Raw genomic sequence first — 17,682 nt, 5'->3', positions numbered from 1 at the left:
ACAATGGAAAGTTTCGAGCTTGAGGATTTGACGCTGTGGCTGGTACGCGATGCGGATGAAGCGGAAATGTGGATAGACCGCTGGGCGATCAGTTATCCCGTCGTGCAGATGTCCGAAGCGTCGGCCGGTCAAAGCATAGGGGAATGGCAGGCAGGGCTTCAGACGGCATTTGAACGCATACGCGGCAAATACGTCGCCGTTGTCGCACACGGTGCGGGCGCGGCCGCATTTTTGGCGTGGCTGTATCAGGCAGACATCCTGACACGGAAGAAAATTGCCAACATCATCCTTGTACCGCAGCGTCCCGATATTTTTCCCGACGATGCGGAACACGCTTTCCAACGCGTCCGCTGTCCCTGCCGTGCCGCATTGGTTGTACCCGAACACGGCGGCGTGCCGCACGGTTGGGCGCAAAGACAGGCGGATTTGTGGAACGCCCGCCTGTTGGTTTCCCCGCATTCGGGCAGTTTGAACGGTATGCTCGGCGGCTGGCAGTGGGGTATGAAGCTGATGCAGGAAATGTTGCTGGCGTGAACGCTTGCCTTATCGGAATTTCGGTTAACTGGGGTTGCAAGGAAAATGCCGTCTGAAACAGGCTTCAGACGGCATTTCCATTCAAACAGGGCTTACAGGCTGCCCAACACGATACGCAGCACGCGGCGCAACGGCTCGGCAGCCCCCCACAAGAGTTGGTCGCCGACAGTGAACGCGCTGATGTATTCGCCGCCCATCTCCAGTTTGCGGATACGGCCGACAGGAACAGACAGTGTGCCGGTAACTTTGGCAGGAGTCAGCTCGTGTATGCTGGCTTCTTTTTCGTTAGGGATGACTTTCACCCAGTCGTTTGCACCTGCCAAAATCGCTTCGATTTCGGAAACAGGCAGGTCTTTTTTCAGCTTCAGGGTGAGGGCTTGGCTGTGGCAGCGCATAGAGCCGATGCGTACGCATAAGCCGTCGATTACGGTCGGATTGTCGCTGCGGCCGAGGATTTTGTTGGTTTCCACACCGCCTTTCCATTCTTCTTTAGATTGACCGTTGCCCAAATCCACGTCAATCCACGGAATCAGGCTGCCGGCGAGCGGTACGCCGAAGTTGGCTTTCGGATAGTCTTCGCTGCGCAGGAAATCGGACACTTTGCGGTCGATGTCGAGAATCGCGCTGGAAGGATCGGCAAGCTCGTCCGCTACTTTGGCGTGAATCGCGCCCATGCCGCTGATGAGTTCGCGCATGTTTTTCGCACCCGCACCGGAAGCGGCTTGGTAGGTCATGCTGGTTGCCCATTCGACCAAATCGTTTTGGAACAGACCGCCCAAAGCCATCAGCATCAGGGAAACGGTACAGTTGCCGCCGATGTAGTTTTTCACGCCGTTTTTGAGGCCGTTGTCGATGACGTTGCGGTTGACCGGGTCGAGGACGATAATCGCATCGTCTTTCATGCGCAGGGATGACGCCGCGTCAACCCAGTAGCCGTTCCAGCCGCTGTCGCGCAGGGGTTGGAAGACGGATTTGGTGTAATCGCCGCCCTGACAGGTAACGATGATGTCCATTTTTGCCAATTCGGCAACATCGTTGGCATCCAACAATGTTTTGGCTGCCTGACCGAAATCAGGGGCTGCGCCGCCGACGTTGGAAGTGGTAAAGAAAAACGCTTCAGGAATGTGGGCGAAGTCGTTTTCTTCTTTCATACGCTGCATCAAAACCGAACCGACCATACCGCGCCAGCCGACGAAACCTACTTTCATTGTGTTGCTCCTTGAGGAAAAATCGTTAATAAAATTATGTATGGCGTAAAGGAAGCGTTTTAACGCCGTATTGGGAAAATGTAAAGTTCTTTATCGGGATTTCTTTAAGTATTGGCGTTTTCGGTGTCGTGGCGGTAGAATCGGGGTCAGTTAAGAACAATTATCAGGAACGGATATGGAAGAAAAAAACGACTACACCGACGCGGCATCCGACAACCGCAACGGGCAGGAAATTGAAGTCGGAATTGCCGGCGCAGGCGACCGGATACTTGCCGCGCTGCTGAACCAATTGTTTACCTTTTTGGTTTTGTTGGTGCCGTTTGCCGGACTGATTGCTTTCGCCATCAAGAATGAAGGCAGGATTGGCGGCAGTGAGGAAATATTCGGGCTGCTTTTGGGCATGACTTCCTTTTGGGTAGGACTGGCGGGCATTTTGGTTTATACCGTCGTTCAAATCTACTATATGAGTCGGGACGGGCAGTCATTGGGTAAGAAGATCATGAGAATCAGGGTGTTGAAAACCGACGGCCGCAATCCGGGTTTTGTCGGCACGGTTTTGGTACGCGAAATCGCATGGTCGGTTTTGGTTGCCATTATTGCCGCCGTTATCGGTCTTGCAGTAGGTGACAACGGAGAAAACGCCATCAACCTGCTGGCATTCCTTGCCAACTTTGTCCTGCTCTTTATGGTCAAACGCGACCGCCGCACGCTTTACGACATACTGGCGGATACGGTTGTCGTCAAGCTGCCCAAATAAACGGACACGGCAAAATGCCGTCTGAAAGCCTTTCAGACGGTATTTTTATCTTCAGAACCGCTCAAGCATCGTGCAGTGAAGCCGCGTGCAGGGTGTTTTCCATCAATGTGGCAATCGTCATCGGACCCACGCCGCCGGGAACGGGCGTAATCATCGCCGCCCGTTCTTTTGCCGTTTCAAATTCCACGTCGCCGCACAGGCTGCCATCGTCCAAACGGTTGATGCCCACATCAATAACGACCGCGCCAGGTTTGATCCATTCGCCTTTGACAAAGTTCGGAATGCCTACGCCGACCACCAAAATATCGGCTCCGGCAACCTCGTCTGTCAGATTTTCGGTTGCGCTGTGGCAGACCGTTACCGTTGCGCGCGCCAGCAGCAGTTCCAAAGCCTGCGGGCGGCCGACGATATTCGACGCGCCGACCACGACCGCTTTTTTCCCCTTCGGATCAATGCCGTAAGCTTCCAAAAGCGTCATCACGCCCTTGGGCGTACACGGGCGCATCAGCGGCATTTTGACCGCCAGCCTGCCGACATTGTAAGGATGGAAGCCGTCCACGTCCTTATCCGGCGAAATACGTTCCAAAACCGCCTGGCTGTCGAGGTGCTTCGGCAGCGGTAGCTGAACCAGAATACCGTCCACTTCGGAATCGGCATTCAGGCGGTCGACCAGTGCCAGCAGTTCTTCCTGCGATGTTGATTCGGGCAGCTCGTAAGACAGTGATTTGATGCCGCATTTTTGGCAGGCGGTTTTCTTGTTGCGGACATAAACCGCGCTGGCAGGGTCGCCTCCGACCAAAACCACGGCCAGGCAAGGCATGTGCAGATTGTCCTGTTGGCGTTGCGCCACCGCTTCGGCAACCGCCTGCAGGCGTTTTTGCGAAACTTCTTTACCATTGATCAGTTGTGCCGACATATCCGTCCTTTTGTTAAACAGGTAGAAAATGCTGAAAATTATCGCATTTTCCGTTTGTTTTTACAGCAGGATGCCGAAAATAAATTTGCCCTGAAATAAAATACGGCTGTTTGGACGGATTAAATATTTTTTCAAATCAAAAAACTATATTTTTCATCTTGGTGTCTTGAAAATAAATATTGACGCATCTTTCCCTGAGTTGTATAGTTCGCTTCTTCAAGTCGGGGCGTAGCGCAGCCCGGTTAGCGCATCTGCTTTGGGAGCAGAGGGTCGTGAGTTCGAATCCCACCGCCCCGACCAATCAATCAGCACGAATCGGCATGAGCGCCCGTAGCTCAACCGGATAGAGCACCGACCTTCTAAGTCGGGGGTTACAGGTTCGATTCCTGTCGGGCGTGCCAAGAATTTGATTGAAAACCGTTTTTATGGTGGCTGTAGCTCAGTTGGTAGAGCCCCGGATTGTGATTCCGGTTGTCGTGGGTTCGAGCCCCATCAGCCACCCCAGATAAAGGCCCGTACTTTTCGGTACGGGTCTTTTTCCGTTTGCACGTACTGTCCGCACCGTCGTACCGGTGCGGCGGTATGCCGTCTGAAAGCCGGGCCGGTCATACGGAAACCGCTTCAGACGGCATTTGCGCCGCCGGCTTTGCCTTTCGCATATGCTTCTGTATCATGTAGGTTTTCTGTCTTTTATGGTTTTTGTCGGAGACTTTGATGGTTGACGCTTGGTCTGTTCCTGATTTTGAATCGAAAATCTGTCCGCCCGAGGCGTTGGCGGCGCGTTTGGCGTTGTTGCCGCGCCCGCTGGTGTTTACCAACGGCTGTTTCGACATCCTCCACAGGGGGCACGTTACTTATCTGGCGCAGGCGCGTTCGATGGGGGGCGCGTTGGTGCTGGCGTTGAATACCGATGCTTCGGTGCGGCGTTTGGGCAAGGGCGGCGACCGCCCGATTAATCCTTTGGAGAACCGTGCCGCCGTTGCCGCCGCGTTGGAAAGTGTGGATTTGGTAACGTGGTTTGACGGGGATACGCCGGCGGCGTTGATTGAGGCGGTCAAACCTGAGATTTTGGTCAAGGGCGGCGATTGGGCTGCGGATAAGATTGTCGGTGCGGCAGAAACGTTGGCGCGCGGCGGTCAGGTGTTTTCAATTCCGTTTCTGCACCAGACTTCGACAACGAAGACTTTGGCAAAAATCCGTGCGGCAGAGGGCGGAAAATGACGGTTTTGAAGCCTTCGCACTGGCGGGTGTTGGCGGAGCTTGCCGACGGTTTGCCGCAACACGTCTCGCAACTGGCGCGTATGGCGGATATGAAGCCGCAGCAGCTCAACGGTTTTTGGCAGCAGATGCCGGCGCACATACGCGGGCTGTTGCGCCAACACGACGGCTATTGGCGGCTGGTGCGCCCATTGGCGGTTTTCGATGCCGAAGGTTTGCGCGAGCTGGGGGAAAGGTCGGGTTTTCAGACGGCATTGAAGCACGAGTGCGCGTCCAGCAACGACGAGATACTGGAATTGGCGCGGATTGCGCCGGACAAGGCGCACAAAACCATATGTGTGACCCACCTGCAAAGTAAGGGCAGGGGGCGGCAGGGGCGGAAGTGGTCGCACCGTTTGGGCGAGTGTCTGATGTTCAGTTTTGGCTGGGTGTTTGACCGGCCGCAGTATGAGTTGGGTTCGCTGTCGCCTGTTGCGGCAGTGGCGTGCCGGCGCGCCTTGTCGCGTTTGGGTTTGAAAACGCAAATCAAGTGGCCAAACGATTTGGTCGTCGGACGCGACAAATTGGGCGGCATTCTGATTGAAACGGTCAGGACGGGCGGCAAAACGGTTGCCGTGGTCGGTATCGGCATCAATTTCGTGCTGCCCAAGGAAGTGGAAAACGCCGCTTCCGTGCAATCGCTGTTTCAGACGGCATCGCGGCGGGGAAATGCCGATGCCGCCGTGTTGCTGGAAACGCTGTTGGCGGAACTTGATGCGGTGTTGTTGCAATATGCGCGGGACGGATTTGCGCCTTTTGTGGCGGAATATCAGGCTGCCAACCGCGACCACGGCAAGGCGGTATTGCTGTTGCGCGACGGCGAAACCGTGTTCGAAGGCACGGTTAAAGGCGTGGACGGACAAGGCGTTCTGCACTTGGAAACGGCAGAGGGCAAACAGACGGTCGTCAGCGGCGAAATCAGCCTGCGGTCCGACGACAGGCCGGTTTCCGTGCCGAAGCGGCGGGATTCGGAACGTTTTCTGCTGTTGGACGGCGGCAACAGCCGGCTCAAGTGGGCGTGGGTGGAAAACGGCACGTTCGCAACCGTCGGTAGCGCGCCGTACCGCGATTTGTCGCCTTTGGGCGCGGAGTGGGCGGAAAAGGTGGATGGAAATGTCCGCATCGTCGGTTGCGCCGTGTGCGGAGAATTCAAAAAGGCACAAGTGCAGGAACAGCTCGCCCGAAAAATCGAGTGGCTGCCGTCTTCCGCACAGGCTTTGGGCATACGCAACCACTACCGCCACCCCGAAGAACACGGTTCCGACCGCTGGTTCAACGCCTTGGGCAGCCGCCGCTTCAGCCGCAACGCCTGCGTCGTCGTCAGTTGCGGCACGGCGGTAACGGTTGACGCGCTCACCGATGACGGACATTATCTCGGGGGAACCATCATGCCCGGTTTCCACCTGATGAAAGAATCGCTCGCCGTCCGAACCGCCAACCTCAACCGGCACGCCGGTAAGCGTTATCCTTTCCCGACCACAACGGGCAATGCCGTCGCCAGCGGCATGATGGATGCGGTTTGCGGCTCGGTTATGATGATGCACGGGCGTTTGAAAGAAAAAACCGGGGCGGGCAAGCCTGTCGATGTCATCATTACCGGCGGCGGCGCGGCAAAAGTTGCCGAAGCCCTGCCGCCTGCATTTTTGGCGGAAAATACCGTGCGCGTGGCGGACAACCTCGTCATTCACGGGCTGCTGAACCTGATTGCCGCCGAAGGCGGGGAATCGGAACATACTTAAAAAATACACCCTTTTTCAACACGGGGCGGCATCCGTCCGAATCCGTCCGGATTCTGCCGCCCGACAGACTGCCGCCCAGGCGGGCGGGGTTTCAAACATTGAGGAAATTCTAATGAAATGGCTCTTCACCCTTTTGGCGGTACTCAATATTGCCGTATTCGGCGGCACGGTGGGCTATAAATTGGCCGTTAAAGCGACGGGCGGCGTGCCGGAAAACCGGGCCGTCGAAAACACGCCCCCCGCAACGCCCGCCGCCGACAATGCGGCGGCATCCGTGGAGGATACGGCGGCACTGCTCAAACCGGGCGACATCCTGACCGAAGAGCAGGCCGAGCAGTTGCGCTTGAAAAAGGAAGCGGAACAGAAAAAACTGAGGGAGAAAAAACAGCGTGAAGAAAAAGCCCGCCGCGAAAAACTCGCCGCAGAAAAGGCGCAGGCGGAACGCGAAAACGGCGCGGCGGATGCCTTATGCGCCGCGCAGGCAAGCCTCACGATGGACGAAGATGACTACCACCGCATCAAAGGACTTTTGGGCAAATGGTCGCACGTTGCCAGCAGGAGCGTCGAAAAACGCACCGCCAAAGCCAAACCTGCCGACAAAACCTACCGCGTCGTCCTGCCCGTTTCCGCCGATGCCGAAAATCAGGCGGCGGAGCTGTCTGCCAAAGGTTTCAACCCCATACCGTTTGACGGCGCATTGAGTTTGGGTGTCGGCAACAGCCGGGAAAACGCCCAAGCCCTGCAAAACCGGCTTGCCGGCGCCGGATTCGGCGGGGCGTATATTGTCGAACACTTTGCCGAAGCCGACAGGCAGGACGATTCTTTGAGCGTGTCGCGTATGACGGTTTTGTTTACCGGCGTGAATGCCGCCGATGCGGACGAAATCCGTAAAATCACGTCCCTATACGGCAAACTGAACCTCAAGTCTTGCAAATAGGCGCGAAAGCCGGACGATAAACGCCAAACCCACCGCGAAGGTGGGTTTGGCGTTTCGGTTTTGAGTATCTGATATATAAAAAGGGAATGTATGTCTCGTATATGCCGACTCCAAGTGTGAAAGTGATGATGGGGAAATATGGTGTTTAATGGTTCGGAACGGACGGCTTCCGAGTGGTTTTGATTATACGCTAATAATAATAATTATCAATAAAAATTTAAAAATAAATGCAGATTTTTTGTAATACGATGAAAAATAAACAAATTAACCTGTCCGCCGATGTTTGTGATTCGGGTCGGCAAACTTTCATTGTGTCGGACAAATCGGGGTCGGCAGGCATAGCTGAGGGCTTCGTGCCTGACGGAAATAAGGTTGCCCGTGTTTGAACATCCGTCCGATTTGGCGCGGACAGGGTTGTCATTCGGGGGTGTTTGAGCGTGGATTCGGGGATGCGAAAGCGGTAAAACCGTTGCGGATGAAGGCTTACGGACGGCTTTAGGTATTTTTAAGTGTATTCAAACAACAACAAAACGCTTCTTCTATTGCCGTATTTAGGGCTTGTGCGGCAGCCTGCACACCGTGGAGGCCGAGTGTTTCGTTGGTTGCGGCATCGGGACGGGCGGCAAGGTTTTCCGGCCGGTTTTTCCATTTTTACCGACAAAGCCGTGATGCCGGGGAATGGCGGTTTGTCCGTTTCAGGCTGCCGCCGTTTTGGACCGCGATGCCGTCTGAAGCCTTCAGACGGCATTTTTGCTGCCTTTTTCAATATTCCGCCGAATGCCAAAACGGTTGTCCGACTGTCGGCGTGCTGGCTTGCGCTTTGTCGCGTGCTTCGACCGGTCCGGCTTCAAATGCCAGCCGTCCGGATTCGACGGCGAGTGCGAAGGCGCGTGCCATATTGACCGGATCGCCGCTGCGGGAAACGGCAGTATTCAAAAGCACGCCGTCAAAGCCCCATTCCATCACTTGTGCCGCCTGTGAGGGCAAACCCAAGCCCGCGTCGATAATCAGCGGCGTGTCGGGCAGGCGTTCGCGCAGGACGTTCAACGCGTAGGCGTGAACCGCGCCCAAACCCGTGCCGATCGGGGCCGCCCACGGCATCAACGCCTGACAGCCCGCGTCGAGCAGGCGGCGGCAGGCAATCAGGTCTTCGGTGCAATAAGGCAGCACTTTGAAGCCGTCTTTAATCAGGATTTCCGCCGCTTCGACAAGTTGGAACACATCCGGCTGCAAGGTGTCGTCGTCGCCGATGAGTTCGAGTTTAATCCAATCGGTTTCAAACACTTCGCGCGCCATTTGCGCCGTCGTTACCGCTTCCTGCACGCTTTGGCAGCCTGCCGTGTTCGGCAGGACGGGAACGCCGGTTTCTTGAAGCAGCGACCAAAACCCCTGACCGTGCGCCTCGCCGCCGCATCCCGCGCGGCGCAGCGAGACGGTAATCATCGCGGGCCGGGCGGTTCGGACGGATTGTTTGAGGATTTCAGGGGTCGGGTAGGCGGCTGTGCCGAGCAGCAGCCGCGAAGGGAAAGTTTCGCTGTACAGGGTGAGCATAATGGGTTCCTTTGTATAGTGGATTAACAAAAACCAGTACGGCGTTGCCTCGTCTTAGCTCAAAGAAAACGATTCTCTAAGGTGCTGAAGCACTAAGTGAATCGGTTCCGTACTATTTGTACTGTCTGCGGCTTCGTCGCCTTGTCCTGATTTAAAGTTAATCCACCATAACGTTGTTTTGGGGACAGGGGTCGTCTGAAAAGGCAAAACCGCCTAGCCGCCGACCACCGGCCGCACGATATCGATTTTGTCGTTTTCGTTTAAAACCGTTTCCGCATACGCGCCTTTGGGGACGAAAACGGTGTTGACCGCCACGGCAAAGGGCTTTTGCGGCGCGGTTTGGGCGATGAGGTCGGCAACGCTTGTGCCGTGAAGTTCGGCGGGTCCGCCGTTTAAGATGATGTTCATGGTTTCTCGATGTTTCTGTATTTATAGTGGATTAACAAAAACCAGTACGGCGTTGCCTCGCCTTAGCTCAAAGAGAACGATTCTCTAAGGTGCTGAAGCACCAAGTGAATCGGTTCCGTACTATTTGTACTGTCTGCGGCTTCGTCTCCTTGTCCTGATTTTTGTTAATCCACTATATCTAGCCGAATTACTTTATTTTTTGATACGCAACCGGCCGGTTGCCGTCATTCCCGCGCAGGCGGGAATCCATTTTTGAAATTCGGAAACTGTTTTTCAAATGATGGTTTCTCAAGTTTTAAGGCGGATTCCCGCTTGCGCGGAAATGACGGAATTTGATGATATGCCACATTTAAAGTTAAGTATGTTTGCGATAACGGGCTAAGTTTTGCCTACACGGCAATTGAATTTTCTTCTTTCGGTTTTATCCATCCCACAAAGCCTGAAACGCTTTAACCACCGCTTCGGGATTTGCCGCTTTGGTTACGGCGCGGACGGCGGCGAGTGAGGAAACGCCGGTGGCGAGTACGGCTCGGGCGTTGTTCAAATCGATGCCGCCAATGGCGACGACGGGCGTGCCGCCTGCCTGTTTGACGTATTCGCGCAGTTTGTCCAAGCCTTGCGGGGCGGTGGGCATTTGCTTGGTCGTGGTCGGGAAAATCGCGCCGCTGGCGATGTAGCTAGGGTGTACGGACAGGGCGCGGTCGAGTTCGGCAACGGAGTGCGTACTCAAACCCAAGCGCAAACCGGCGGCGGCGATGGCGGCAAGGTCGGCGGTGTCCATGTCTTCTTGTCCGAGATGCACGCCGTACGCGCCTGCTTCGATTGCCTCGCGCCAGTGGTCATTGATGAAAAGCTGCGTATGGCTGCCCTGACAGGCGGCGACACAGCGGGCGATTTCGCGTTTCAATTCATCGCCGTGCAGGGCCTTGCAGCGCAGTTGCACCGTGTCGGCACCTGCTTCGACCATGCGCTCGACCCAATCGGCGGTGGGGACGACGGCGTAGAATTTGAGCGGGGATTTGAGTGGCAGGAAGGTCATGGGGTTCCTTTCAGACGGCTTTAATCTTGTCTTCGGATATACGCCAAACCGCTTTCTTCATCGCGTTCGGGCGCGTCTTTTCCGTCAAACAGTGCCACTGCCAATCTGACGGCGGCGGCGGTTACGGCGGGGGAGATCATGAAACCGTGGCGGAAAAGGCCGTTGATTTCAATCAGGCGTCGGGCGCGGTTGTAACGGATTTCGGGGTTGTGGTGATTGAGCGTGGGGCGCAGGCCGGTGGCGATTTCGAGGATGTCGGCTTCGCCGAAGGCGGGGTGGACGGCATAGAGTGCGGATAAGAGTTCCAGCCCGGAACGCACGCTGGCAGGTGCTTGGCTTTCGCTTTCGATTTGGGTCGCGCCGATGACGAAGACGTGGTTTTCTTTCGGGGCGATGTAGAGCGGATAGCGCGGGTGTAGCAGGCGCACGGGGCGGTTGAGCGTGATTTCGGGTGTGTAAACCCGCGCCACTTCGCCGCGTATGCCGCGCAGGGTGCTGGTGTGCTCGGGGGATTGGTTCCACGCGGTTTTTGCGCCGTAGCCGCGGCAGTCGATCAGCCAGTCGTATTGGGCTTGCAAGTCTTCGGGGGCACATTCGTGTTCCCAATGGCAGGGGACGTTCAGTTCGTCCAAAGCGTCGGCAAGTGCAGACAATATTTGCCGCCCGTCGAGCTGGCCTTCGGTCGGCAGGTAGATGCCGTCTGAAAAACGTCCGCCGAGTTGCGGTTCGCGTTCGGCGATGTCGTCGGCGCGCCAACGGACGATTTCGTCATCCGCTACGCCGCCGCGTTTGAGATGGCGGACGAACTCGTTGGATAAAGGTTTGTCCTGCCCGTGCCACACAATCAGGCTGCCGTTTTCCTGCATCATGGCAGGCGTTTTCAGACGGCATCGGATGCCGCGCCAAAGCGGGATGCTCTGCCTGCCCAGCCTGACCACTTCAGGCGTGGCTTCGACCGCTTCCGCCGCAGGCGCGAGCATGGCGGCGGCAACATAGGCGGCGGCGTGTTCGCCCCGGCGGCAGCCTTTATCGAAAAGTGCAATCTGATAACCTTGTTCTGCAAGCTGCAGTGCGGTCAGCCTTCCCGAGAGGCCGCCGCCGAGGATGGCGATACGGGTCATGACGGGTTCCTTTGTAAAGATTGGGTTTTTTTAAAGAAAAGGCGTACCGATACGGTGGCAATGGCAACGGCAGACATTACGGGGGCGGTCAGACCGATGCTGCTTTCCCAGCCGGACGAGAGCAGGAAGCGGTAGAGGATGAAGCCCGCAAGCCACAGAACCAGTCCGGCAAAGTCAAAGCCTTCAATCTCCTCACGCCGTTTCAAGACGAAAAAGTCGGCAATCAAAACCGCCGCCATCGGCGCAAATACCGAGCCGATAAGCAGCAGGAAGTTTTCATATTCGGTAACGGGCAGGAGGACGGCAAGCAGTGTGCCGACAACGGCGACGGCAACGGCGATGGGTGTTTCCGAAAGTTTGGCGGAAATATTGTTGGCACTTACGCCGGCGGAGTAGGCATCGAGAAAAGTGGTGGTAACGGTCGACAGGACGACCGCCAAAATGCCTGCCGCACCCAAACCTGCGCCCAGCAGGATTTTTGCCACGTCGGTTTCTCCGGTGAACAACGCCGCTGCCAAACCCAAGGCATACATCCAGCAGCCGGTCAGCGTGTAGGCGAGCGTTGCCGTCAGGGTTGCCGCAAACGGGCGGCGCGCGTGGCGCGTGTAGTCGGCGGCCAGCGGCAGCCAAGAAAGCGGCATCACGGCGGACAGCTCGACTGCCGTTCCGAAACTCATGCCGTCTGAAACCTGTGCGGCGGTGCTGCCTGCCGTGGAAAAGACTTCGGCACTCAGCCACAGAACCGCCAACAGCATCAGCAGCATCGAAACGGTTTTCAGCCCGCCTGTTTTGCGTGCGCCGAAAACCAGCCACAGCACAATCAGCGCGCCGTTTGCCAATGCCCACCAGACAAAAGATTCGCCGTCCCACAACACTTTGCCCAAAGCGGAGCTGACCGTTGCGCCGGCGTAAATCATCACCGCCGTCCAGCCGGCCAGTTGCAGCATATTCGCCACGGAAAACAGCACTGAACCGCGTTTGCCGAACGACAGGCGCACGCTTTCCATCGAGCTGCGTCCGGTCAGTGCGCCGATATACGCCGCCGCAAAAAACAGCGCGCCGCCGACGGCATGACCCAAAAGCAGAGCCGCCAGACCGCGCTGCCAGCCCAAAGGCGCAAGCAGTGTACCCGTGCTGATTTCGGCAATCGATACCGCCGCGCCGAACCAAATCAGCCCGATGGCGGCGGAAGATGAAGGAGAGGAGGCATTGCCCGACATATGACGTCCTTTAAAAAGAAGGAAGGTGGGCGGGGAAGTGCGGAAAAGGGAACGGAAGCCTGATAAGGCATTTGACGGTTTGTTTCCTACGCAGGCATTACCCCGACAGGTTCTACGGATTCTGCTTTCGCAATCTCAGCCGCCCGGCGGCGGCACTCCGACAAGAAAGCTTTAAGTTTACACAAAGCAACGTGCGTTGGCAAAATTCTTACATTTTCGGCGGCACGGCGCATTTCCATAACAAATGCCGTATAATCAAGCCCCTGATTTTTTATGCGCCGACACTATGCATCCGACCTATTCCGCCGTACAGGCGCGGCTGCTCGAAGCCAACCGCCTTTCCCCCGAACTGCTCGCCAAAAGCCTGTGCATCATCGGCGCGCACCACGTCGATTACGCCGACATCTACTGCCAGCGCACCGCTTATGAAAGCTGGCATTTGGAAGAGGGCATCGTCAAATCGGGCAGCTTCCAAATCAATCAGGGCGTGGGCGTGCGCGCCGTTTCGGGCGATAAAACCGCCTTTGCCTACGCCGACAGCCTGTGCATCGATTCGATAAACCGTTCCGCCCGCGCCGTCCGCGCGATTGGGGCGGCAGGCGGCAAGGTGTCCGCCAAAATGCCGTCTGAAACGCGCGGCAAGCCGGTTTGTTCCGCGTCCGACCCCATTGCCGGCCTCGATTCCGCCGCCAAAGTCGCGCTGTTGAACAAAGTGGAAGCAATCGCCAAAGCCGCCGATCCGCGCATCGTGCAAGTGATGGCCGGTTTGACCTGCGAATACGATATGGTTTACCTCGCCCGTCTGGACGGCAAACACGCCGCCGACATCCGCCCGATGGTGCGCCTGAACGTTACCGTTATCGCCAAACAGGGCGAACGCCGCGAACAGGGCAGCGCGGGCGGCGGCGGACGCTACGACTTGGCTTATTTCGATGAAAACTTGGTGCGGCAGTTTGTCGATGCCGCCGTCAAACAGGCACTCACCAACCTCGAATCCCGCCCCGCGCCCGCTGGCGAAATGACCGTCGTTTTGGGCAACGGCTGGCCGGGCGTGTTGCTGCACGAAGCGGTCGGACACGGTTTGGAAGGCGATTTCAACCGCAAGGGGACCAGCGTCTTTTCCGGCCGGATCGGAGAGCGCGTCGCCGCCAAAGGCGTTACCGTCGTCGATCAGGGCGATATTGCCGGCCGGCGCGGTTCGCTCAACATCGACGACGAAGGCAACGAAACCCGCCGCACCGTATTGATTGAAGACGGCATTTTAGTCGGCTATATGCAGGACGAAACCAATGCCCGCCTGACGGGTACGCAATCCACCGGCAACGGCCGCCGCGAAAGTTACGCTTCCGCCCCTATGCCGCGCATGACCAATACCTTTATGGAAAATGGCAGCTATGAGCCGGAAGAAATCATCGCGTCCATCGACAAAGGCATTTACGCCGTCAACTTTGGCGGCGGACAGGTGGACATTACCAGCGGCAAATTTGTGTTCAGCGCGTCCGAAGCATGGTGGGTGGAAGGCGGCAGGCTGCAATACCCCGTCAAAGGCGCGACCATTATCGGCAACGGGCCCGAAGTGCTGAAACACGTTTCGATGATAGGCAACGATACCGCGTTGGACAGCGGTGTCGGCGTGTGCGGCAAAGAAGGGCAGAGCGTCCCCGTCGGCGTGGGGCAGCTGACCCTGCGTATCGATGCCGGGCTGACCGTCGGCGGCAGCGCAATCTGACGCGGAATCCGGCACGATGCCGTCTGAAAGGTTTTCAGGCGGCCTTTTACATTAGGAGACCTTTGCAAAAATAGTCTGTTAACGAAATTTGACGCATAAAAATGCGCCAAAAAATTTTCAATTGCCTAAAACCTTCCTAATATTGAGCAAAAAGTAGGAAAAATCAGAAAAGTTTTGCATTTTGAAAATGAGATTGAGCATAAAATTTTAGTAACCTATGTTATTGCAAAGGTCTCATTAGGATAAAACCATGCAGGAACAGAATCGGAAATCAAGTTTTCCCATAGTGATGTTGCTGGTGTCGGTTGCCCTGTGGATAGCGTCTTTATCCAATGTTGCATTTTATTTGGGCAATCATGGAAGCATGGAGGGTTTGACCGTTTTGATTTTGGGGTCGATATTTGCTTCTTTGGATATCAGGTATTGTGCGGTCTATGCGAATTATGTTTGGTTGGCGGCCATTGTTTTGCTGGCGTTGCGGAAGAAGGTCGTGCCTGTCCATGCGGCATTTTGGGGCTTGGCGTTGGTGGCTTTCAGTGTGAAAGCCGTATACGTCGATGAAGCAGGGAATACATCGGATATTGTGCGCTACGGTGCAGGATTTTATTTGTGGTATGCCGCATTTGCGGTTGCCTCCATCGGTACGTTTGCTGGAAAGAATAAGGAAAGAAAAGCCGCATCGGCGGCAGACGGGACGAAAAATGACGTTTGATAAATGGTTGGGCTTGTCAAAACTGCCTAAAAATGAAGCAAGAATGCTGCTGCAATATGTTTCGGAATATACGCGCGTGCAGTTGTTGACGCGGGGCGGGGAAGAAATGCCGGACGAAGTCCGACAGCGGGCGGACAGGCTGGCGCAACGCCGTCTGAACGGCGAGCCGGTTGCCTATATTTTAGGTGCGCGCGAATTTTATGGCAGACGCTTTACAGTCAACCCGAGCGTGCTGATTCCGCGCCCCGAAACCGAACATTTGGTCGAAGCCGTATTGGCGCGCCTGCCGGAAAACGGGCGCGTGTGGGATTTGGGGACGGGCAGCGGAGCGGTTGCCGTAACCGTCGCGCTCGAACGCCCCGATGCGTTTGTACGCGCATCCGACATCAGCCCGCCCGCCCTTGAAACGGCGCGGAAAAATGCGGCAGATTTGGGCGCGCGGGTCGAATTTGCATACGGTTCGTGGTTCGACACCGATATGCCGTCTGAAGGGAAATGGGACATCATCGTGTCCAACCCGCCCTATATCGAAAACGGCGATAAACATTTGTCGCAAGGCGATTTGCGGTTTGAGCCGCAAATCGCGCTGACCGACTTTTCAGACGGCCTAAGCTGCATCCGCACCTTGGCGCAAGGCGCGCCCGACCGTTTGGCGGAGGGCGGTTTTTTATTGCTGGAACACGGTTTCGATCAGGGCGCGGCGGTGCGCGGCGTGTTGGCGGAGAATGGTTTTTCAGGAGTGGAAACCCTGCCGGATTTGGCGGGTTTGGACAGGGTTACGCTGGGGAAGTATATGAAGCATTTGAAATAATTGTTTGCAAAATTGGCGGGTTTTCCGTTATTGGGTTATGATGTGTTTCGATATGTAAACATTTATAGGTTTGGAGCGATAAACAATGAATGCAGTCGTAGTTGCCGTAATCGTGATGCTGGTGCTGTCGCTGTCGCGCGTGCACGTGGTATTGAGCCTGACGATCGGCGCGTTTGTCGGCGGCGCGGTGGCGGGTATGCCGCTGCAAAACATTGCCGATGCGGCGGGACAGGTCAGTCAGGCGGGGATTATCCCCGTGTTCAACAAAGGTTTGGAAGGTGGTGCGAAGATTGCGCTTTCTTATGCGATGCTCGGCGCGTTTGCAATGGCGATTACCCATTCCGGCCTGCCGCAGCAGCTTGCCGGCGCGGTCGTCCGCAAGCTGAACCGGGGCGGTATGCCCGACAGCGTGCGTTCGGGCGAGGGCGTGGTCAAATGGCTGCTGCTTTCCATTATCCTTGTGATGGGCATGATGAGTCAGAACATCATACCTATCCACATCGCCTTTATCCCGATGATTGTCCCGCCGCTGCTTTTGGTGTTCAACCGCCTGAAAATCGACCGCCGCCTGATTGCGTGCGTCATCACTTTCGGGCTGGTTACGACTTATATGTTCCTGCCTTACGGCTTCGGCGCGATTTTTTTGAACGAAATCCTGTTGGGCAACATCCATTCCGCCGCGCCGCAGCTTGATGTGAAAAACATTAACGTGATGGCGGCAATGGCGATTCCCGCGTTGGGAATGCTGGCCGGACTCCTGCTGGCGTTTGTCCATTACCGCAAACCGCGCCTGTACCAAAGCAACAATGCCGATACGGCGGGCAACGCCGATGCGGCAAACCGTCCGCAGCCGTCCGCCTACCGCAGCCTGGCCGCCGCCGTCGCCATTGCCGTATGCTTTGCCATCCAGTTGATGTATGAAGACTCGCTGGTGTTGGGCGCGATGCTCGGTTTCGCCGTATTTATGATGTTGGGGGTCATTAACCGCGACAAGGCAAACGACGTATTCGGCGAAGGCATCAAGATGATGGCGATGGTCGGCTTCATTATGATTGCCGCGCAGGGTTTTGCCGCCGTGATGAATGCGACCGGGCATATTCAGCCGCTGGTGGAAAGCAGTATGGCGATATTCGGCAACAGCAAAGGTATGGCGGCGTTGGCGATGCTGGTGGTGGGGCTTTTGGTAACGATGGGCATCGGTTCGTCCTTTTCCACTTTGCCGATTATCGCCGCGATTTATGTGCCTTTGTGTGTCGGTTTGGGTTTTTCGCCGCTTGCCACCGTCGCCATCGTCGGCACGGCGGGGGCGTTGGGCGATGCCGGTTCGCCTGCGTCCGATTCCACGCTGGGTCCGACGATGGGGCTGAACGCCGACGGGCAGCACGACCACATCCGCGATTCCGTTATCCCGACCTTCATCCACTACAACATCCCGCTGCTGATTGCCGGCTGGATTGCCGCGATGGTGCTGTAAATGGACGCGGTTCAAGAGTTTGAACACCGCATCACAGAGCTGGAAATCCAATCCGCGCTTCAGGAGGACGTAATCGCCGGTCTGAACGCGATGGTGGCGGAATTGCGGCAGACGCTGGATTTGCAGCAGGCTCAGTTGAGGCTGCTGTATCAAAAAATGCAGGACAGGAATCCCGACGCGCAAGAGCCGTATTCCCTGCGCGACGAGATTCCGCCGCATTATTGATGCGCCGCCGTATCCGGATTTCCTTAAAAAAGGCTGTGTTTGAA

The 17,682-nt window shown here is 56.3% G+C and carries 17 protein-coding genes, 3 tRNA genes and 1 riboswitch; of the genes, 13 read left to right on the top strand and 7 right to left on the bottom strand.

Annotated elements, in window-relative coordinates; all coding sequences use genetic code 11:
• The first annotated feature begins 3 nt into the window (after positions 1-3).
• On the top strand, positions 4-534 hold the full coding sequence (locus tag IUJ45_RS05900; RefSeq protein ID WP_002230062.1) for an alpha/beta hydrolase: 531 nt from the start codon (positions 4-6) through the stop codon (positions 532-534).
• A gap of 92 nt (positions 535-626) precedes the next feature.
• On the opposite strand, the gene asd is transcribed toward IUJ45_RS05900, so the two are convergent.
• Positions 627-1,742 (bottom strand): aspartate-semialdehyde dehydrogenase, encoded by a 1,116-nt coding sequence (gene asd, locus IUJ45_RS05895; RefSeq protein ID WP_002246521.1) that lies wholly within the window; start codon positions 1,740-1,742, stop codon positions 627-629.
• A gap of 175 nt (positions 1,743-1,917) precedes the next feature.
• Here asd and IUJ45_RS05890 point away from each other — a divergent pair, with 175 nt between their 5' ends.
• The gene (locus IUJ45_RS05890) at positions 1,918-2,499 is read left to right on the top strand and encodes an RDD family protein (RefSeq protein WP_002215045.1); all 582 of its coding nucleotides are present in this window, start codon (positions 1,918-1,920) and stop codon (positions 2,497-2,499) included.
• 61 nt (positions 2,500-2,560) lie between these two features.
• Here the strand turns inward: IUJ45_RS05890 and folD are convergent, their stop codons facing one another.
• Positions 2,561-3,415 carry a bifunctional methylenetetrahydrofolate dehydrogenase/methenyltetrahydrofolate cyclohydrolase FolD gene (gene folD, locus IUJ45_RS05885; protein ID WP_002227750.1) on the bottom strand — a complete coding sequence of 285 codons (855 nt, stop codon included), beginning with the start codon at positions 3,413-3,415 and terminating at the stop codon, positions 2,561-2,563.
• Between the two features lie 222 nt (positions 3,416-3,637).
• Here folD and IUJ45_RS05880 point away from each other — a divergent pair.
• From IUJ45_RS05880 to IUJ45_RS05855, 6 genes are all read left to right on the top strand, one after another.
• Positions 3,638-3,715 (top strand) — tRNA-Pro (locus IUJ45_RS05880).
• Between the two features lie 24 nt (positions 3,716-3,739).
• A tRNA-Arg gene (locus IUJ45_RS05875) sits at positions 3,740-3,816 on the top strand.
• Positions 3,817-3,843: 27 nt separating this feature from the next.
• A tRNA-His gene (locus tag IUJ45_RS05870) sits at positions 3,844-3,919 on the top strand.
• A gap of 210 nt (positions 3,920-4,129) precedes the next feature.
• On the top strand, positions 4,130-4,636 hold the full coding sequence (locus IUJ45_RS05865) for an adenylyltransferase/cytidyltransferase family protein (protein ID WP_002224176.1): 507 nt from the start codon (positions 4,130-4,132) through the stop codon (positions 4,634-4,636).
• Positions 4,633-6,411 (top strand): bifunctional biotin--[acetyl-CoA-carboxylase] ligase/type III pantothenate kinase, encoded by a 1,779-nt coding sequence (locus IUJ45_RS05860; protein ID WP_002246520.1) that lies wholly within the window; start codon positions 4,633-4,635, stop codon positions 6,409-6,411. The genes IUJ45_RS05865 and IUJ45_RS05860 overlap by 4 nt, the downstream gene beginning before the upstream one ends.
• Before the next feature lie 112 nt (positions 6,412-6,523).
• A complete protein-coding gene (locus IUJ45_RS05855; protein WP_002223188.1) occupies positions 6,524-7,348 on the top strand; it encodes an SPOR domain-containing protein in 825 nt (274 codons plus the stop codon).
• 762 nt (positions 7,349-8,110) lie between these two features.
• Here the strand turns inward: IUJ45_RS05855 and IUJ45_RS05850 are convergent.
• From IUJ45_RS05850 to cytX, 5 genes are all read right to left on the bottom strand, one after another.
• Positions 8,111-8,899, bottom strand: a complete 789-nt coding sequence (locus IUJ45_RS05850) for a thiazole synthase (RefSeq protein WP_002246519.1) — start codon at positions 8,897-8,899, stop codon at positions 8,111-8,113.
• 213 nt (positions 8,900-9,112) lie between these two features.
• The gene (thiS, locus tag IUJ45_RS05845; protein ID WP_002218199.1) at positions 9,113-9,307 is read right to left on the bottom strand and encodes a sulfur carrier protein ThiS; all 195 of its coding nucleotides are present in this window, start codon (positions 9,305-9,307) and stop codon (positions 9,113-9,115) included.
• Positions 9,308-9,728: 421 nt separating this feature from the next.
• On the bottom strand, positions 9,729-10,346 hold the full coding sequence (gene thiE, locus IUJ45_RS05840) for a thiamine phosphate synthase (protein ID WP_002246517.1): 618 nt from the start codon (positions 10,344-10,346) through the stop codon (positions 9,729-9,731).
• A 20-nt stretch (positions 10,347-10,366) separates the two neighbouring features.
• Positions 10,367-11,467, bottom strand: coding sequence for an FAD-dependent oxidoreductase (locus IUJ45_RS05835; protein ID WP_002246516.1), 1,101 nt, complete (start codon positions 11,465-11,467; stop codon positions 10,367-10,369).
• Positions 11,464-12,687 carry a putative hydroxymethylpyrimidine transporter CytX gene (gene cytX / locus IUJ45_RS05830; protein WP_002247194.1) on the bottom strand — a complete coding sequence of 408 codons (1,224 nt, stop codon included), beginning with the start codon at positions 12,685-12,687 and terminating at the stop codon, positions 11,464-11,466. The genes IUJ45_RS05835 and cytX overlap by 4 nt, the downstream gene beginning before the upstream one ends.
• Before the next feature lie 66 nt (positions 12,688-12,753).
• Positions 12,754-12,857: riboswitch (TPP riboswitch) on the bottom strand.
• Positions 12,858-12,931: 74 nt separating this feature from the next.
• On the opposite strand from cytX, the gene tldD reads away from it, so the two are divergent.
• From tldD to IUJ45_RS05805, 5 genes are all read left to right on the top strand, one after another.
• Entirely contained in the window at positions 12,932-14,416 is a 1,485-nt protein-coding gene (gene tldD / locus IUJ45_RS05825) for a metalloprotease TldD (RefSeq protein WP_192941094.1), read from the top strand.
• Positions 14,417-14,666: 250 nt separating this feature from the next.
• The gene (locus IUJ45_RS05820; RefSeq protein ID WP_002234391.1) at positions 14,667-15,128 is read left to right on the top strand and encodes a hypothetical protein; all 462 of its coding nucleotides are present in this window, start codon (positions 14,667-14,669) and stop codon (positions 15,126-15,128) included.
• A complete protein-coding gene (prmC, locus tag IUJ45_RS05815) occupies positions 15,118-15,939 on the top strand; it encodes a peptide chain release factor N(5)-glutamine methyltransferase (RefSeq protein WP_002246514.1) in 822 nt (273 codons plus the stop codon). Before IUJ45_RS05820 ends, prmC begins: the two co-directional genes overlap by 11 nt.
• Before the next feature lie 85 nt (positions 15,940-16,024).
• Positions 16,025-17,413 carry a Na+/H+ antiporter family protein gene (locus IUJ45_RS05810; protein WP_002247186.1) on the top strand — a complete coding sequence of 463 codons (1,389 nt, stop codon included), beginning with the start codon at positions 16,025-16,027 and terminating at the stop codon, positions 17,411-17,413.
• The gene (locus IUJ45_RS05805) at positions 17,414-17,638 is read left to right on the top strand and encodes a SlyX family protein (protein ID WP_002247178.1); all 225 of its coding nucleotides are present in this window, start codon (positions 17,414-17,416) and stop codon (positions 17,636-17,638) included.
• The last annotated feature ends 44 nt before the right edge of the window (positions 17,639-17,682 follow it).

This window comes from Neisseria meningitidis (assembly GCF_022869645.1).
Taxonomy (GTDB): domain Bacteria; phylum Pseudomonadota; class Gammaproteobacteria; order Burkholderiales; family Neisseriaceae; genus Neisseria; species Neisseria meningitidis.
This window is presented reverse-complemented; position numbering and strand designations above follow the sequence as displayed.

Coding starts and splice junctions, on each gene's coding strand:
- IUJ45_RS05835 (WP_002246516.1), bottom strand. CDS start 11,467: ATGACCCGTATCGCCATCCTCGGCGGCGGCCTCTCGGGAAGGCTGACC.
- IUJ45_RS05855 (WP_002223188.1), top strand. CDS start 6,524: ATGAAATGGCTCTTCACCCTTTTGGCGGTACTCAATATTGCCGTATTC.
- IUJ45_RS05900 (WP_002230062.1), top strand. CDS start 4: ATGGAAAGTTTCGAGCTTGAGGATTTGACGCTGTGGCTGGTACGCGAT.
- thiE (WP_002246517.1), bottom strand. CDS start 10,346: ATGACCTTCCTGCCACTCAAATCCCCGCTCAAATTCTACGCCGTCGTC.
- cytX (WP_002247194.1), bottom strand. CDS start 12,687: ATGTCGGGCAATGCCTCCTCTCCTTCATCTTCCGCCGCCATCGGGCTG.
- IUJ45_RS05820 (WP_002234391.1), top strand. CDS start 14,667: ATGCAGGAACAGAATCGGAAATCAAGTTTTCCCATAGTGATGTTGCTG.
- prmC (WP_002246514.1), top strand. CDS start 15,118: ATGACGTTTGATAAATGGTTGGGCTTGTCAAAACTGCCTAAAAATGAA.
- tldD (WP_192941094.1), top strand. CDS start 12,932: ATGCCGTATAATCAAGCCCCTGATTTTTTATGCGCCGACACTATGCAT.
- folD (WP_002227750.1), bottom strand. CDS start 3,415: ATGTCGGCACAACTGATCAATGGTAAAGAAGTTTCGCAAAAACGCCTG.
- IUJ45_RS05890 (WP_002215045.1), top strand. CDS start 1,918: ATGGAAGAAAAAAACGACTACACCGACGCGGCATCCGACAACCGCAAC.
- thiS (WP_002218199.1), bottom strand. CDS start 9,307: ATGAACATCATCTTAAACGGCGGACCCGCCGAACTTCACGGCACAAGC.
- IUJ45_RS05865 (WP_002224176.1), top strand. CDS start 4,130: ATGGTTGACGCTTGGTCTGTTCCTGATTTTGAATCGAAAATCTGTCCG.
- IUJ45_RS05860 (WP_002246520.1), top strand. CDS start 4,633: ATGACGGTTTTGAAGCCTTCGCACTGGCGGGTGTTGGCGGAGCTTGCC.
- IUJ45_RS05805 (WP_002247178.1), top strand. CDS start 17,414: ATGGACGCGGTTCAAGAGTTTGAACACCGCATCACAGAGCTGGAAATC.
- asd (WP_002246521.1), bottom strand. CDS start 1,742: ATGAAAGTAGGTTTCGTCGGCTGGCGCGGTATGGTCGGTTCGGTTTTG.
- IUJ45_RS05810 (WP_002247186.1), top strand. CDS start 16,025: ATGAATGCAGTCGTAGTTGCCGTAATCGTGATGCTGGTGCTGTCGCTG.
- IUJ45_RS05850 (WP_002246519.1), bottom strand. CDS start 8,899: ATGCTCACCCTGTACAGCGAAACTTTCCCTTCGCGGCTGCTGCTCGGC.